Source organism: Luteibacter sp. TLI7-4A (assembly GCF_056754745.1).
The window spans coordinates 534,621-549,585 of sequence record NZ_JBPGWO010000001.1; the positions used below are offsets into that span (position 1 = coordinate 534,621).

Sequence of the window (14,965 nt, forward strand, 5' to 3'; positions counted from 1 at the left end):
CTTCCTTTCGTTCTGCAATGTCACGGACCAGGTGCTGGCTGCGTCCTTTCCTGGGTCGTCTGCTGGACTGTCGCTTGCGCCTGCTGCCGGGCGTGTGCTGCAACTTGCTTCCATTCAGCGCTGCTTTCGGCTACCGACGTCTGTGCAGCTTGTTGGGTCTGCACCTCGGTCAACTTCTTCAAGGGAGAGTTCAGGTCGCCCTGAACGCCGTAGATGCGTAACGTGTCGTCGCTGAGAACGGCACGATCGATACGGTCGAGCCCGTCCTTGCGGGCGGATACGACGAGTTTTCCGGCGACGTTGTCGCTCGTGACATCAGGGGTGCGGGAATGCGCCCGATCGAGTTGATGAACGGCTTCGCGGGCCTGCTTGAACAGCCCGTGGTCCGGATGGGCGACGTGGTCCAACGGCACGGAAGGCTTATCGTGTTCGAACCATGACCCGGGATGGGTGAGGGTGTTCCATCCGTCGGCGATACCGTTGCCCAGGTGCTGCGCACCCTGCTTCAGATGGTCGAGGCCCTCCCGCGCTTCGTGGACCACCTGGGCGACACCCTTCTCGATGGCTCGGGCACCGTGTTCGACCGCCTCTGCAACCCGATGCTCGACGGCATCCTTGAACTCCCCGATGGCCTTGGGAATTTCCCAGGAAGCCGACAGGCCCAGACGAATATCTCTTACGTCATTGCGATACCGGTCGACCATGCCCTCGTGCGCGCGATAGCGGGCCTGGTTCTCGGGGGCGATGATCGACTGGCCGAGAAGTTTGCTATCCGGCACGAAATTGTCGATGGCGTGCGCGTCGAAATCCGTTGCCTTGATCGGATTGCGGGGGCTCAGGATGCCACTGTCGTCGCGATAACCGGCGTGCGTCAGGGTATCGATATCTTTCTGCGCGGCATAGATCCTGACCTCGCCGAAATGTGGACTCGCCGCGCTGACCAGATCACCAGCCCGTACGTGGTCGATGACCTGTGTTCCACCCTCAGGCACCCCTTCACGCAAACCGGCCGCTCCATAGGCGTTGAAGGTCTCGCCTTTCAAACCATATTTGGACGCGTTCAACTCGGCGAGGGTGCCGCCAAGGGAATGACCGGTAACCGTGATCTGCAACGGACGATGATGCAGGTCCGCTTCCAACTTCGCGCGTTCGAGCACACGTTCCGTGAACGCTTCTGAATCGGAACGCTGAAGGTTCAGGCCGGTGAGAACCATGCCCGCATCCACTCCGCCATCCTGCACTGGCTCGCGATCGAACTCTGTACCACGATACGCGATGACGATTTCACCCGTATCCAGCCGGCGATAAGCCGTGGCCTGGAACCCTGTTAGCGGATTGCTCGCAACATCGATGGCTTCGTAGGCAACGCCACCGAGTTCTTTCGGCTTGTTGAGAACGGGGTCGTGGTACGAATCCTGGGCGAGTAAGGCGTAGTCCGTGGACGAGAGGCTCATGGATGCTTCTCCTCGGCATGGACGGTGATGGAGAACGTGGCGTTGGCCTCATCCTGGTATTGCGCGCGATCCGTCTCGCCGACGTCCACACGATCCAACTGCGTCGTCGCATAGGAGCGATTCGAGTAATAGCGAGTGACGGGCTTGCCCTTGAAGAGTTCGTCGCGGAAGAGCGGCGCGCTGAAATCGACCTGTTTCACAAAAAGGTTCGCGCTCGCCGCGACCACCGACCAATGACAGACTCCCTTGCCATAGTAATCTTCGTCCTGGAGAAGATCGGCGAACACTTCACCCTTGTAGACGTTGTTTCCGGCTGGCGTAAGAGTGATGGGTACGCGTTTCTCGGGCGCCACGGTGGCTCCGGTAACCGGCGTTAGCGGCACGCATGCTTCGTTGGTCACTCGGTAGTCCACCACTCCCTCGACGCGATCGAACGGGCCGGGTGCGCCATCCACCTTGACGGTGATCTCGTAGCGCATCCGCGGATGAGGATTGAGCTTGATATCGGGCTTGTTCATCGTGGCACCGTATGCGGCGGAAGTCAGGGGGAGGAGCGTGGCGAGTAGAGCGGTCGTTGGTCTCATCGGCCTACCTGCCCATGGCCGGCCCGGCCGGCGTGTGATTTTGTTGCTGCATGGAAAGTGCTTGCGAAGGCACTTCGGGATTGGATTGCTGTTGCGCCGCCAGGTCATGGAGCACCGATGTATTCTCCTTGACCGACGTGGAAATACCGACCTCGGTAGATATCTCGGCGACCTTCTTGAATGGTGAATTCAACTCACCCTGTACAGCGTAGGCCCGTTGGGCGTCTTCGCTCAGAGCTACGTGGTCTATACGGTTCATGCCTTCGCGGCGCGCCACGACGGTTAGGGAGGCAGCCAGGTTTTCGCTCAGCATGTCCGGCGCTCGGCCGTGCTTCGTATCCAGCTGATAGACGGCCTGGCGCGCCTGCTCGAACAGTTTATTATCAGGATGCGCAGCGTCGTTCAGTTGCGGCGGGTTCACCAGCTTCTCGAGCTCCAATGAACCATATTTCGATCCCCACAATGCGGTTGCTGCTGGCTCCGCGACCAGTCCGGCCGCTCGCATGACGTCTATCGTGCCCGATGCGGCATGGCGCGCCCCCGTTCCAACAAGCTGCGCGCCGTGCTTGGCCTGATCTGCCACGGCGTGACCGGCAGTTTGCATGCCGTCGATAACCATGTCGCGAGTTTCCCAGATGACCGCGGCATGTTTTCGAATCTCAAAGACCTCCGATCTGTACTGATCAACAAGCACGCGGTTATCGCGATAGATCTGCTCATGGTCTGGAGTAAGGATCGACCCTCTGCCGACGGCGCTCCGAGGTGTGAAGTTGTCTATATAGTGTGATGTGAAGTCAACGCCTTGGGCGGTTCTGAAGATCTGCAGTCCCCTGTCCCTGCCGTACCCGGCATCACCCAGTCGATCGATATCTTCCTTGGTGGCGTATACCCTCACTTCACCGAAATGGCTGCTGGCTGCACTAACTGGATCTCCCGCACGCACGTGATTGATCACGTCATGGCCGCCCCGAGGTATGCCACCAAGTCCTGCGGCGCCGTATGCATTGAAAGTCTCGCCTCGAAGATTGAAACGGCAGGCGTTCATTTCGGCCAGCGTGCCGCCGAGGGAATGCCCCGTTACGCTGACGTTGAACGGCCTACGGGCAACCAATGCGTCATAAGCCGCCCTGTCGATCACCCGTCGGGTGAATTTTTCTGCGTCCGCCGCCTGTGCATTTATGCCGGCGAAAACCATGCCTGCGTCGACCAAGCCATCGCGGGCCGCTTCCCTGTCGAACTCAGTTCCACGATAGGCGATGACGACTTCGAACGTGTCTAATCTCCTATAAGCGACGCCCTGGAACCCCGACGAAGTCGCGTCGACCTTATCGATGACCGCGTACTCGACACCGTCCAGCTTGACCCGAGCACCGGATCGAGTCGTCGTGTATGCATCCTGTGCCAGAAGTGCGTAATCCGTATGCCGCAGCGTCACTGGTCACTCTCCCTCGCATGCACGGTGATAGAGAAGGAGTTGTCCGGGGTGCCATATCTCGTCGAGTCCGTGTCTCCTGAGATATCGAACTCTTTGGCAGACATTTCGTACGCCTGCTTCGGGAAATAGCTAGTGACCTTCCTGCCGGCCAATAGGTCATCGTTGAATAATGAAGCAGTAAAGGTTCCCGCCTTGATCCGGGCCCCGATTCCAACGGCAACAAGAGACCATTCGCACGTACCGAGCCCGAAGTAGTCCTGATTCTTGATTAGGTCGAGGTAGACAGTTCCTCGAAAAGTGCCGTCGGTAGCCTGTTCAATATCCACGGGCGCCGAAGTTCGGGGCACACGTCGTGCACCCGAAATCGGCGCCTGAGGAACGCAGGATTCGTTCTTTACCTGGAAATCCGCCCGTGCGTCGATACGATCGAAGGCACCCGGTGGATCTTTGACTGTCACGACGATCTCGTAGCGTCGTTGCGGGTTGGCGTTCAGTTCGATGTTGGGGTCCATGTTTCCACCACATGCTGTAAGTGAAAGAAACAGGCCAGGGACGGTGACCTGCACGATCCGCCGCATGAGGCCCAGGTGGGTCATGCGGGGAGGTGCGCTAGGGACGAATCGCGCGAAAAGGGGATCCCCCGGTCCCTGATGGACCGAGTGAAGATTTGAAGCAAGGGGGCCGGAGCAGGCCCCTTATCGCAGCTGAAGTCGGATTTACAGTTGGAGTAAGTCTGAACGCGCCGAGCATAAGTAATCATATGGCTCTCCCGGGTTACACGCCGAATGTAGGCTGCGAGAAGTGCGGCTGCGGGCCGGCTTGCCGTTGGGATTGATCGTTCGTTGGATCGGCGGTCGAGGATTTGGCCAATTCCGCCGTGCTCTGCGCGACCGGTGTATTGACGGCTGGTGCCGTTGGAACCTCGGCGATGCGCTTGTGCGGAGAGTTCATGTCACCGGCCACGGCATATGCGAGGCTGGCATCCTCACTCAACACGACGTTATCGATCGACCTCAGGCCTTCCCGTTTTGCTGCGACTGTCAACGAGGCGGCGAGGTTGTCGCTCTGTTGATCTGGTGTTCGTTGATGCTGGGCATCCAGACGATGGACGGCTACACGGGCCTGTTCGTACAGTGCGTGATCGGGGTGGGCCGGATTGTCCAACCGTATGATAGGTGCCGTCTCTTGCGTCGCTTGCGCATGTATCTGTTGTTCGATGGCTGCCAACGTCTTTGGCCCCGCTACCCCGTCCACCACCAGGTGATGATCGCGTTGATAAGCCTCGAGCGCGGACCGAGTCCCCGGGCCAAGGTGCCCGTCGGTATGCAAGGGCTGATGATGGTTGTCGGTGTAGCCGAGGCGGGCGAGGTTCGCCTGGAGCACGCGTACATCTTCGCCGTGCATTCCTTCCTTCATTACCCGCTGCTCTGGCTCGGCATGCCTGGGCGAGGGTGAAGGATAGCTGACGGAGCCCCCGCCGAGGCGCTGCATCACTTCGGGTGTGAGACGACGCTGCCAGTCCTCGAAACGGGCTTCGCGATCTTCCAGGCCGTTGTATTTACCATTGACCGCAAGGGTCGCCGCGCGCACGTTTTCGCGAGCGGCCTCCGGCACCCGATTCTCCCAGTACCAGACCGCGATGCGCGACGCGTTCTGCGGTTCAGCGGCGAGTTCGGGATGACCGACGAGGTCGAGATCGAGCGCTTCGCCTGCGGCGCGATAGTTATCCTTGCCGGTGAGCTGGATATAGCCTCGGCCGTGGTAACGCCAACCGTCTCCTGGTTGGTCGTTGCCGTTGCGCCCACCGTACATGAGTTCGGCCAAGCGCTCCGGGTGGCCCTGCAGAGCCTGGACGCGGGCAGACTCAAGTGCCTCGGGGCCTTCACGCCACGCCGATTGCACGGGAATCTGCGAGATGTTCCGGGTATAGCGGAAGCTCTCTTCCAGGCGGTTGAGGCCATTCGATTCATGGGTAACCTGAGCCATGAAATTGGCCAGTTCCCTCGGGGATGTGATGCCGGCCGCCGTCGCGTCCGTCAGCATTTGCGTTTCACGGTCAATCGCCATATGTAACTCCTGTTTGACTTACGCTCGGCATGCCTCCTGCGCACCTTATATAACCCGCCGATCCGGGCGGAGTTGACGTAATTAAGGCAGAGTGACCTCTGGCAGTTTGGAGGGATCGAAATCCTTGAACGACACGACACCCAGTTCTTTTGTTGTCAGCTCGACGTGCTTTTGCTTCTCTGTATCGGTGTCTGATACGGAGCGTGTCACCTTCGTGACGAACCAATCCTTCTTGTCCGCGGCATAGGTGAAGGTGTATTCGTCCGACCACCGTTCACGACTGCCGCCGCCATTGGCGATCGTAAACTCTCCATGGGCAATCCGGGCGTAGCCATATGGGTCGCCCGCTGTGCCGCCGCAGGTGCCGCAAGGGACGACCAAGGCGTTCGACGCCGCCCTCTGCAGATGGCCGGAGGCATCTCGCGTAAGCAATACAACATCGCGCCGGCGGCCTTCACCCAGCTTCTCGTTACCGGTGGGCATCGGCTCGAGTATCAACAGCACACCGGATCGGCCGCTTCCCGTCAGGTCTCCAGTTTGCGAATCGAGGATCCTTGTGCCAGCAGTGGCAAACGATTTGATGTCGTCCATCTGGCTTCCTTTGTCTTGCGCCGTGGCGATCGGGGCAGGGTGGGGCTTGGCGTAGGGGTTGGAGGACTGGGCGTTTGCCGACGAAATGGCGAACAGCCCGGCTACGATGACGACAATGTGACTGCGATATCTCATGGAAGCACCTACGTAAATCAGTATTGCGATTGGCCGATCAGGACGTCGCCGGCCTCACCGTGGGTACCTGGCGGATCATCGATATATGGGGTGTACGCGCCTTGAGTAAATGATCTAACAATCAGGATTGTTCGCCTTCTTGCAATTCACGATCGCAGCAGAATTGGCAGTTCCTGTCATTGGGCCGGACGCCGTCGCAAAGACGGCGCCGCTGAGTGCCACTGCGATACATCCATTCTTCAGTTGATGTGACAGGTTTCTCTCTCCACCCTTGGCCATGAAAGCGGCCATTACACTGCTTTCCTCCTCTCCCTTTGCTCTGTCCTGCTTTCTTTTGACTTACCGAATATTGCCTTATCGGTATCGACCGCTACCGAAACTCACCGAGCAGTCCTCCGTGAATCGACGAGTTGTCTGACGGACCCTGCTGTTGCCGATGTTCCATTTGCCGGGATACATGAGCTCCATCGGTTGCCTTGCTGAGGAATCTATCCCGGGAGGCCTTTGCGTAAACGAAAGCTGTGGGGAAGAGCGCGGTTAATAGGGCGAGCTTTTACGTATGCTCGCATGGCTACTTTCTAGTTCTATGAACAGGCTATTTCATTTCGTCCGATTGTCGAGTCGGCAACGCTCCCCGTTGCGAAAGGTAAACATATGCTTAAATTCAGTTAACGAGGGCGGGTTTCGCACAAGCTGAGTAGAACGTGGCGCATCCTTCGGACCCTGCTTTTTGGCACTTCTCTATTGCGAGTCTCTCTGCGGTCAATTGTGTAAGTCCTTCAGACGTTGCAAGCTGCGTCTTACCTACGGCCATTGAAACGCATTGGTTTTTTACAACACCGATGATTTGGCAATCCTGGCCGCCCTGCGCAGAACAATCTGCCTTAGCTGCAGATGTCGCGTCGTCCTCTGAACTGGCATTAAGTCCTTTGCCTAAAATTCCTTTCGGCGTATCGGAAGCCAATGCAACCCAACGTGCGACCTTGGTGGGTCCCTGAAAGTTGTCGCCGGGCACTTGATCGGTTGTGCCACCCGCTGGCACGCACGCACGCCATCCGTTGCCCTGCTGGGGATACTGGCCGGGTGGGCATCCGCCTTCTGCGAAAGATCGAGTTGCCGCGATATTAAGAATAAGAAATATAGCAAGTTTCATTGAATGCATGACTTATGCTCGATTCTCGGTGGGCGTTGTTTTCACTTGATCAAGCTGGGGCGCTGCAGATACTCCCATGGCCCGCGCGCTGTAACCACCCGCACTTTGAGTTGTCATTTTGCTTGAACTGGTTTGATCGTCACCACCGCTGATTCTGTGCGACGACCAAGACCCAGGAGGCTGTCCGCTTGGACCTATACTGCTCCCCGCTCCGCCAAACGCAGAGTACGTCAGGAAATTGCCCAGGGTGCCCTGGAAGAACATCGCCGCCATGGGTGGCACGGAGACAATGAGTGCAGTCAGCAACAGGCCGATGCCGCCTTGTTGCATGGCGATGCTGTTCAAACCCTCACTGCTGCTTCCCAGTAGCTTGTTGACGATCTTCGCGCCCCACATCGCCTCGCTGATCTTGATGGTGAGTGTGAGCACGATGCTGCACACCACGCTGAGAAGGGCCATGGAGAAGACGGTACCTATGCCGTACATGAGCCACCGTTGGAATAGCGACTTTGTCTGGTCGAAGATCAGGCAGAGGATGAAGAGTGGACCGAGGCCGATAAAGAGCGCCATCGCGAATTGGTAGAGGAGCAGCATCACGCCGGCCGCCATCGGGGGGCTGGCCGATCCGAAAGTGGCTATCCACGATGCCCGTTCCTTGCTCGCGAGCATTTCCGCGTCGGTCGGAACGACTTGTACCGAATTGATCGTGCTCAATGCCAGCTGAGTCCAGGCGAGATTGCGGTCGATCGATTCTGCTGTTGTATTGTTGCCGTCACCGGTGAAGAGTTCATGGACCTCCTTGTCCAGGTCGACGGTCAGGAACTGGTGAAGTCCTGTGCCGGCTACCGCCATCGTGGTCGCCGCTCCGACGATGACCACGATACGTCCCATGTTGAGTACGGTAGCCATGAGCGGCTCACGAGATTGGCCCGTCAGAATGCGATATCCCTGCACGAGGATCCAGATCGTAACCAGAACCAGTGCGATCGCGCTTGCCCACGACATCATGCGGCCCATCAGGTCCATGCCGAACTTGCTGATCTGCGTGTTCAGGTAATCGTAGACCAGCCGAAAATATATATAACCAGTAATGTTTGGCATGTCGCCTTTGTCCCTGTGTCGCGCGAGCCGTGGCTAGCGCAGTTGTATTTAACGGATCCGTGCCTTCCGTGTAGATGGATCAGTTGAATGCGGCTTTCAGGGCCGCGGCATCGACGACGGTTCCAAGGACGCTGGGTGAGCCGTTCATCGCTCGCCGGGAAAGGTTTGCCTGCATGGTGAGGAGCATATCGATCTGCGCATCCGCCTGCTTCTGGTTCGACTCCCACTGGGCTCGGGCTGTATTCAGGGTCTGGCCAAACTCCGCCACCTGTGCATTGAATGCATTCGTATTGCCATCCGATTCGCCGATCTTGCCGATCAGACTACTCTGCACATTCGCCATTTCGGTACCTTTCTCCGCCACATAGTTCAGGTAGCGGACGGTGTCGTTATATTTGAGGTTCTTGGCCTGGACGATAAGGGCGCAGATGTTTTGCTGTTGTTGGATGACATCGCCGTTCATGTCCGGAAGGAGCTTGTCCAGTGCGGAGTCGAGGACGCCTGCGAGCCCACCGGAAGCGACACGACCGGGGCACTCCACTTCGACACCGAAGTCCTCGGCCACTTCCGTGAACTGATGCTTGAGAGTGAAGAGCGTGAAGTTGAGATGTTGAAGCTTGTTGAGCTGTGTCTGCCAGAAGGCTGCCTGTTGCGTGTAGTGCTGCATGACCTCCTGGTAGTGCTGTGCTGTTTCTACCCAACGACCGTACTGATCCCAGTAATTCTGGAGCGAGTTGGCGATGGCGGTGTAATCGATCACCGGGACGCCAGCCCGGGCCGGGTCGGTATGGGTTCCGCAGGCTAGCGTGAGTGCCGCTGCTGCCGTCACTTTGAGGAAAGTGTTGTGTAGGGTCTTCAAAGGAGTCTTGATGCTCATGGCGTCTTCCTGTCCTGAATCGATAAGTGGGAATTAAGCGACGCGCTTCGACGACGATGGAGTGGGGCGTGGTGATGGCCTGCCTTTGCCGCTACCTTTCCGATTCTCATAGAATGTTTCCAGCCATTGTTCGGGTCTTAGATCGTCAGGAGATACACCCTCGCTCTCCGCGCGGGCCTTGATGATCTCGTGCATGATCTCGATGTTGTCGGTGGATGCGGAAATGACGGACAAGGCATCGTCGAGCCCACGAAGGTTCAACTGGCAAACAGCGGACGCGTGGCCTTGTTTGACAAGGAAGCAGCGCGACCTTTCGTCGAGGCTGACGACGACCTGGTACTCAGCATCGGTGAGCTTCAGGCCGTCGACGTAGTCTTCCCTGCTGGCATTGGGATTGGGCAGGAGAATCATCGTCGCCGTTTGCTCGATCAATGCGGCGGAGATGTCGCTCGCCAGAGCATCTTCAGGGCTCTGGGTGGCGAAGATGCCCATGCCGTTCTGCTTTCGAATAGTCTTTTGCTTGTTCTTCGCGAACTCTTTCAGGCCACCCTTGCCGTCGAGGATCTTCCAGAACTCGTCCATCACATAGATGAGGCGCCGGCCATCGATAAGATCCTCCAACTTGTGGAGGAGGTAATTGATAACGGGAGCGCGGATCTCGGCGTTGTCGATGATGTCGGTATAATCGAAGCCAATGATGTTGGCCTTGCTGAGATCGATCGTATCCCTGGGGTTGTCGAAGACCCATCCCAGCGAGTTACCTGCGGTCCACTTACGCATACGAATGAAGAGACCATCGTCGCCAAGGTTCGGCAGGCTCTTCTGGAAATTCGTCATATTTCGCAGGTGCATCGGGGTGTCGAGCATGTTCTCCACGGCGCGGAAGATGTCTTCTTCTTCGCGAGAGCTATACACGCTCTTGCCGATCAGGACCTTGATGAGATCCGCGAGGAACTGCACGTTCTCCTCCGTGCGTTCACAATGGAATGGGTTGAAGCCGGTTGGCTTGCCGTTCTCCAGGGCGAGGTAATTTCCACCGCAGGCGCGAACGAATATTTCGGCGCCGCGATCCTTATCGAAGAAGAAGATGGTCGGTGAGGGATCGAGCTTCTGTACCTGGCTAAGCAGGAAATTGATAAGCGCCGTCTTACCTGTGCCGGATTTGCCGATGACCATCGTGTTGGCAATCGCCTTCTCACCCAGGGAATTCTCCGCCGGATGTGTGGCGTGAAAATTGAAGTAATAAGGCTGCCCGTTCGTGGTCTGCAACGTGGTGACACAATTGCCCCATGGATTATTCTCCTTCTTACCCGTGGCGAAGTTGTGCAGCGGCGAAAGTCCGAGGAAGTTCAATGAACTGACGTTGGCCAGGCGCGTGCGGTACTTCCAGTTGCCGGGAAACTGCGCATAGAAAGCCGCGGTGACGGCCAGGTCTTCCTTCACGGAAACGAAGCCGGCATTGGATAGTTCGGCTCGAGTGGACGCGATCTGCTGCGACAGTAGTTCCTGGCTAGCTGCATAAATGGCGATCGAGAAGTGGTACTCGCCCAGGACGAAGTTGCCCGAGGCCAGTTGGTCCATGGCGTGGTCCAGTTCAATGATCTGGCTGACGGCCTTGTCGCCGGACGAGATCATCATTCCTTTCGTGCGTTCGAGCGCCGAAAGCGCGTTCTGTCTGCCCATGGGGGAGAAGGAATGTGTGATGACATACTCGAAATCGAGGTACTTGAGGCCGTTCAAGATGCCTGGATAGGTACTTTCCACATATTCCTTGACGTTCAGAATAGCGCCGAAGTGATTTTGCCCATCGGGCGTGGTAAGGACGAAGTCACCGGTCTTTGCCGAGAAACGCTGGCGACTGACCGGTAGATACTCGTATATGGGCGCGCTTAGCGAGGGAACGGGCTCGTCGAGGCGATTGAGGATGTAGCCGTAGAGCTCGAGGATTTCGGAAAAGACAATGCCGTTGGGTGCCTCGTAAAGGCCCAGTCGATACGGCGCGTAATCCTTCAAAACGGCTTCAACGTTGCCCGCGAGCTCCAGTATGGTACCTATCGCCTGGGCTTGTTCCTGTTCCAGGCGCTCGACGTTGGCGCTCTTTTCGACCCATCGTTTTCCCTCGACGACCGGACGGTAGATCATCGTCAGGTAAAGCTCGTTCTGCATGAGCTTTTGGCTGGATAGTGAAGTGTAATAGTCGTCCGACAGGGCCTGGTTGAAGGGTTGGCTGAACTTGGATCCATCGCGGATGGGGCGGCGGCGCCGAATGTCATGAACCCAAAATGCGACGTTCGGATAGTCCGGCGCACGCAACGTCTGCAACATTCTGTTGAAGGTGTTGTGGCGGTGTTCGATCTCCCATTCTTCGCGCCCCACGAATGGTAGACCCGCCAGGCGCCACACCAGCATGAAGTCGCCACCCGTCGTTTTTACGACCGTGGGTGACACGTGGCTGGAGAGCGTGATGTGGGAGGATATGGGCGCGTCGGGCGTAAACATGTTGGCGATACCGTTAGGAGCTCAAAAGGCCCTGGCACCAGTTGCCAGGGCGGGATTCCTATTTCTTGCGCTTGTCCCTTGCAGGATCGCGGTAGCTGTTGGGCGTGAATACCCACATGCCGCCGTGCTCCTGCACATTCCTGATTCGGGTCTTGAACTGAAAGCGCAGTCCAAGCAGACGGAAAATCATCTCATCGCGCTTCGCCATCATCCGCATGATGAAGATGACAACCGGGATGAGAAGCAGGAACCAGTAGTCGAAGTACATGGCCAGCAGCAAGCACGACCCGGCGCCCATGAAGAAGGGCACGTAGGGCACGCCCATGAACATGGGAGGGCGAGTGCAGCCGCGGAACAGTACGTTTTTATGCATGGAAGTGGAGGAAATGCATCGCCACCTGCATGACGTTCATGATCATGCCTACGCCGCTGGTACCCGGCCCCTGGCACTGGTTGGTATCGGTAGTGTCGTCGCCAACGACGGTCTTGGCGATCTGTGCAGCGGCGCCGATCAGTACGCCGCCGATGAGCGCCGGGGTGACGTCGGAGATTCGCTTGTGGGCGAACGCGATCTGGTAGCCCGAGAAAATGACGGCCACGGTCACGACGACGATCGAGGCCGCATTCAAGATGCTCTTGATGCTCGTGAAGAAGCCACAGACCTTGTCCTTCGTGTCCTGGGCAAACGCAAGCTCGGGCATGACGAATAGGGCAATCACGGCAAACAGGGCAACCGTATGGAGGAGCGGGTGCTTCGACTTGGCGATAGTGGTGCTGAGGGTTGACAGGGACATCGTTGGGTTCCTTCGTTACGGTTGAATCAAATGAGGCGGCCTGATTGATCCGCCGGTGCTGAAAAGGCCACGTTCCGCGCAGCCAACGGTGCTAGGGCGGCCGGCATTCCATCCGGTATTTGCCCCGAGTCAGAACACGAAGGCATCGTCCGAGCCTCCGTTACGTAGATCGGCGCTGTCTACCGCGGGCCGCGAAGGCACCTGTGACGGCTGAGGTGCCGCGCCCGGCACGGGATCGTTAGGGCCGCGAACCTGGGGAACGAACACGTCGTTGGAAGACGCGGGCGCGGCTTCGTTTCCGGCGGGCGAAGAGGCGGATACGCCGATCTGGGACATGACTGCGGCTGTTCCCGGGTCGGTGCGAATCTGCCCGGGCTGGAGTTGTGTGTTCTGTGGTAACTGGGGACCAATTTGCTTCATCAGTGCAGCCGTCGCCGGATCGGTGGGAATCGGGCCAGGCGCAGGGTCCGGGGTATTGATGAGAGCCGGATTGGTTATCGGCACGGATCCGGGGAGTGAAAGGTCGGTGTTGCCTTCTTGCATGTCCTGCAAGGTTTGGCCGGTACCACTCGGCAGGCCGGTAGCGGCAGCGAGCGCTGGCGAGATGGTCGCGGATGTCGCGGAATCGAGAACACTCCGCATCGCCACGCGGTACAAGGGGCTATCGGGGGTGATTCCGTCGATCCCTTTACCGATGCTGGCGACCCTGGTGGGAGCCGTGCCGGTCAGCGGTATGGGTTTCGCACCGGCGAATGTGCCACTGCGCGCCATGGACTCGAATACTCGCTGGACGTATCCGTCCTGGTATCCGGTCGTGAAGTTTCCGGAGTAATAGCAGCTGAAAGCCTTGCCCCAGTCCTTGCCGGCGCTCGCATAGCATTGTGCGAGGATCCGAGATCCGGCCACGAGGTTGGGACAGTATTCGAAGGCCTTTTCGTACGTATCGAGACCGTACTTTCCGAAGTTGGCGCGGTTTACCTGTGCGATACCGAGTGAGTAGTTGTAGCCCCGTTCCTCGAGCATCCGTACGGTGGCGACCGCCTCGGGCAGGTTTTGAGGCTGGCGCACAAGTTGGCCGCCCACCACGCCGATGGCGTATGGGTTGCGGCTCGACTCGACGTTGACGACGTGTTGCATCACCTCGGCCGGGACGGCGAGGTTTTGGCAGCTCATCATTTCCAGTCCTGGTAGCACCTTACAACTCCTGTCTAATGACCCAGTGGTTGATCGCTCTATCCCCCGTCCGCGCCCAGCGCGCGAGCCGGATTGAAATCGATGCCTGTGATATATCGCCTGCCGGCGTGTGCCTTGATATGTACGACGATGTCGATGGTCAGCATCAAAAGACGCTTGATCGTTGAAAACTCGAGTCCAGCACCTTCGGTGGAGGCCTTCACCATCAGTGCCAACTGATCCCAGGTCTGCTCGACACTGCCTGCGTGGCAGCTTGTAATCGACCCGGGGTGGCCGGATGCACAGTTTCGGATGAAATAGAACGACTCGTCGCCTCTCAATTCCGCAAGGATGATCCGGTCGGGTTTCATGCGAAGGCAGGCCTCCATACAGCTTTTTGCGGTAACGTTAGCTGCGCTTTGGCCGCCCTTCGAATAGAGCAGGTGAACCACGTTCGGCTGGTCTATGAACAATTCCCGGGCGTCCTCGATCGTTACAAGGCGCTCGTCAGCCGGAATGTGATTTACCAACGACTTCATGAAGGTGGTTTTGCCGCTGCCCGTGGCGCCTGCGACGACGATATTCTTCTTATTGAGCACGGCATGGCGGAAGAAGTCCGCGTAACGCCGCTCTCCCCGCAGTTCCAGCAATTCCTTATCGACCTGCGATATCGTGTTGGCGCCTTCGAGAATCTCATCGAAGAAGCCATCTTCGCGATACTGTTCCAGCGTGCGGGTTTGTTTTGAAGGAAGGCGGATCGTGATGGACACCCGGCCGGCTTCGCAGGCCGGCGGAATGACAAACTGGGCGCGTTGCCCAGTCGGGAACGTCAGTGATACCACCGGGTCGGTGTCCGTGATCCGTTGGCCCGTATTGCTCTCATTGACGACGGCGGTGCAAAACTGGCGGGCTCGTTCGAACGTCAGTGAAGGAACTTCCACTCGCTGCCAGCCCCCGCGTCGCTCCAGATAGAGCTCCCCGGGACGGTTGATGCAGATCTCCGTGACGTCCTGCGCGGCGAGGAAGTCCCTGACTCCCAGCACCTCGTACTGGTAATCGAGAAAATCCGTGCTGACTGTCGCGAGTGCGCTTTCGCTCATGC

14 protein-coding genes are annotated in these 14,965 nt (G+C 58.1%); all 14 read right to left on the reverse strand.

The window, feature by feature from the left end:
- Positions 1-20 precede the first annotated feature (20 nt).
- Positions 21-1,454, reverse strand: coding sequence for an XVIPCD domain-containing protein (locus tag ACR9Y6_RS02360; RefSeq protein WP_481279820.1), 1,434 nt, complete (start codon positions 1,452-1,454; stop codon positions 21-23).
- Complete coding sequence (locus ACR9Y6_RS02365) at positions 1,451-1,972, reverse strand: hypothetical protein (protein ID WP_481279821.1); 522 nt, start codon at positions 1,970-1,972, stop codon at positions 1,451-1,453. The genes ACR9Y6_RS02360 and ACR9Y6_RS02365 overlap by 4 nt, the downstream gene beginning before the upstream one ends.
- A gap of 70 nt (positions 1,973-2,042) precedes the next feature.
- Entirely contained in the window at positions 2,043-3,473 is a 1,431-nt protein-coding gene (locus tag ACR9Y6_RS02370; RefSeq protein ID WP_481279822.1) for an XVIPCD domain-containing protein, read from the reverse strand.
- The gene (locus tag ACR9Y6_RS02375; RefSeq protein ID WP_481279823.1) at positions 3,470-4,069 is read right to left on the reverse strand and encodes a hypothetical protein; all 600 of its coding nucleotides are present in this window, start codon (positions 4,067-4,069) and stop codon (positions 3,470-3,472) included. The genes ACR9Y6_RS02370 and ACR9Y6_RS02375 overlap by 4 nt, the downstream gene beginning before the upstream one ends.
- 178 nt (positions 4,070-4,247) lie before the next feature.
- Entirely contained in the window at positions 4,248-5,540 is a 1,293-nt protein-coding gene (locus tag ACR9Y6_RS02380; RefSeq protein WP_481279824.1) for an XVIPCD domain-containing protein, read from the reverse strand.
- Positions 5,541-5,621: 81 nt separating this feature from the next.
- Positions 5,622-6,266, reverse strand: a complete 645-nt coding sequence (locus tag ACR9Y6_RS02385; RefSeq protein ID WP_481279825.1) for a hypothetical protein — start codon at positions 6,264-6,266, stop codon at positions 5,622-5,624.
- A 664-nt stretch (positions 6,267-6,930) separates the two neighbouring features.
- On the reverse strand, positions 6,931-7,428 hold the full coding sequence (locus ACR9Y6_RS02390; RefSeq protein ID WP_481279826.1) for a DUF4189 domain-containing protein: 498 nt from the start codon (positions 7,426-7,428) through the stop codon (positions 6,931-6,933).
- A gap of 3 nt (positions 7,429-7,431) precedes the next feature.
- Positions 7,432-8,520 carry a TrbL/VirB6 family protein gene (locus ACR9Y6_RS02395; protein WP_481279827.1) on the reverse strand — a complete coding sequence of 363 codons (1,089 nt, stop codon included), beginning with the start codon at positions 8,518-8,520 and terminating at the stop codon, positions 7,432-7,434.
- A 79-nt stretch (positions 8,521-8,599) separates the two neighbouring features.
- Complete coding sequence (locus ACR9Y6_RS02400) at positions 8,600-9,397, reverse strand: hypothetical protein (RefSeq protein ID WP_481279828.1); 798 nt, start codon at positions 9,395-9,397, stop codon at positions 8,600-8,602.
- Positions 9,398-9,430: 33 nt separating this feature from the next.
- A complete protein-coding gene (locus ACR9Y6_RS02405) occupies positions 9,431-11,896 on the reverse strand; it encodes a VirB4 family type IV secretion/conjugal transfer ATPase (RefSeq protein ID WP_481279829.1) in 2,466 nt (821 codons plus the stop codon).
- A 58-nt stretch (positions 11,897-11,954) separates the two neighbouring features.
- Positions 11,955-12,269, reverse strand: coding sequence for a VirB3 family type IV secretion system protein (locus ACR9Y6_RS02410; RefSeq protein WP_481279830.1), 315 nt, complete (start codon positions 12,267-12,269; stop codon positions 11,955-11,957).
- The gene (locus ACR9Y6_RS02415; protein WP_481279831.1) at positions 12,262-12,690 is read right to left on the reverse strand and encodes a TrbC/VirB2 family protein; all 429 of its coding nucleotides are present in this window, start codon (positions 12,688-12,690) and stop codon (positions 12,262-12,264) included. The genes ACR9Y6_RS02410 and ACR9Y6_RS02415 overlap by 8 nt, the downstream gene beginning before the upstream one ends.
- A 129-nt stretch (positions 12,691-12,819) precedes the next feature.
- A complete protein-coding gene (locus ACR9Y6_RS02420) occupies positions 12,820-13,866 on the reverse strand; it encodes a lytic transglycosylase domain-containing protein (protein WP_481279832.1) in 1,047 nt (348 codons plus the stop codon).
- A gap of 56 nt (positions 13,867-13,922) precedes the next feature.
- Positions 13,923-14,963 carry a P-type DNA transfer ATPase VirB11 gene (gene virB11, locus ACR9Y6_RS02425; protein ID WP_481279833.1) on the reverse strand — a complete coding sequence of 347 codons (1,041 nt, stop codon included), beginning with the start codon at positions 14,961-14,963 and terminating at the stop codon, positions 13,923-13,925.
- Between the last annotated feature and the right edge of the window lie 2 nt (positions 14,964-14,965).

What these genes read in the sequence shown, in the direction of transcription:
- ACR9Y6_RS02390 (WP_481279826.1), bottom strand. Translation starts at nt 7,428, where the DNA reads ATGCATTCAATGAAACTTGCTATATTTCTTATTCTTAATATCGCGGCA.
- ACR9Y6_RS02385 (WP_481279825.1), bottom strand. Translation starts at nt 6,266, where the DNA reads ATGAGATATCGCAGTCACATTGTCGTCATCGTAGCCGGGCTGTTCGCC.
- ACR9Y6_RS02360 (WP_481279820.1), bottom strand. Translation starts at nt 1,454, where the DNA reads ATGAGCCTCTCGTCCACGGACTACGCCTTACTCGCCCAGGATTCGTAC.
- ACR9Y6_RS02415 (WP_481279831.1), bottom strand. Translation starts at nt 12,690, where the DNA reads ATGTCCCTGTCAACCCTCAGCACCACTATCGCCAAGTCGAAGCACCCG.
- ACR9Y6_RS02400 (WP_481279828.1), bottom strand. Translation starts at nt 9,397, where the DNA reads ATGAGCATCAAGACTCCTTTGAAGACCCTACACAACACTTTCCTCAAA.
- ACR9Y6_RS02365 (WP_481279821.1), bottom strand. Translation starts at nt 1,972, where the DNA reads ATGAACAAGCCCGATATCAAGCTCAATCCTCATCCGCGGATGCGCTAC.
- ACR9Y6_RS02405 (WP_481279829.1), bottom strand. Translation starts at nt 11,896, where the DNA reads ATGTTTACGCCCGACGCGCCCATATCCTCCCACATCACGCTCTCCAGC.
- virB11 (WP_481279833.1), bottom strand. Translation starts at nt 14,963, where the DNA reads ATGAGCGAAAGCGCACTCGCGACAGTCAGCACGGATTTTCTCGATTAC.
- ACR9Y6_RS02380 (WP_481279824.1), bottom strand. Translation starts at nt 5,540, where the DNA reads ATGGCGATTGACCGTGAAACGCAAATGCTGACGGACGCGACGGCGGCC.
- ACR9Y6_RS02420 (WP_481279832.1), bottom strand. Translation starts at nt 13,866, where the DNA reads ATGATGAGCTGCCAAAACCTCGCCGTCCCGGCCGAGGTGATGCAACAC.
- ACR9Y6_RS02375 (WP_481279823.1), bottom strand. Translation starts at nt 4,069, where the DNA reads ATGACCCACCTGGGCCTCATGCGGCGGATCGTGCAGGTCACCGTCCCT.
- ACR9Y6_RS02410 (WP_481279830.1), bottom strand. Translation starts at nt 12,269, where the DNA reads ATGCATAAAAACGTACTGTTCCGCGGCTGCACTCGCCCTCCCATGTTC.
- ACR9Y6_RS02395 (WP_481279827.1), bottom strand. Translation starts at nt 8,520, where the DNA reads ATGCCAAACATTACTGGTTATATATATTTTCGGCTGGTCTACGATTAC.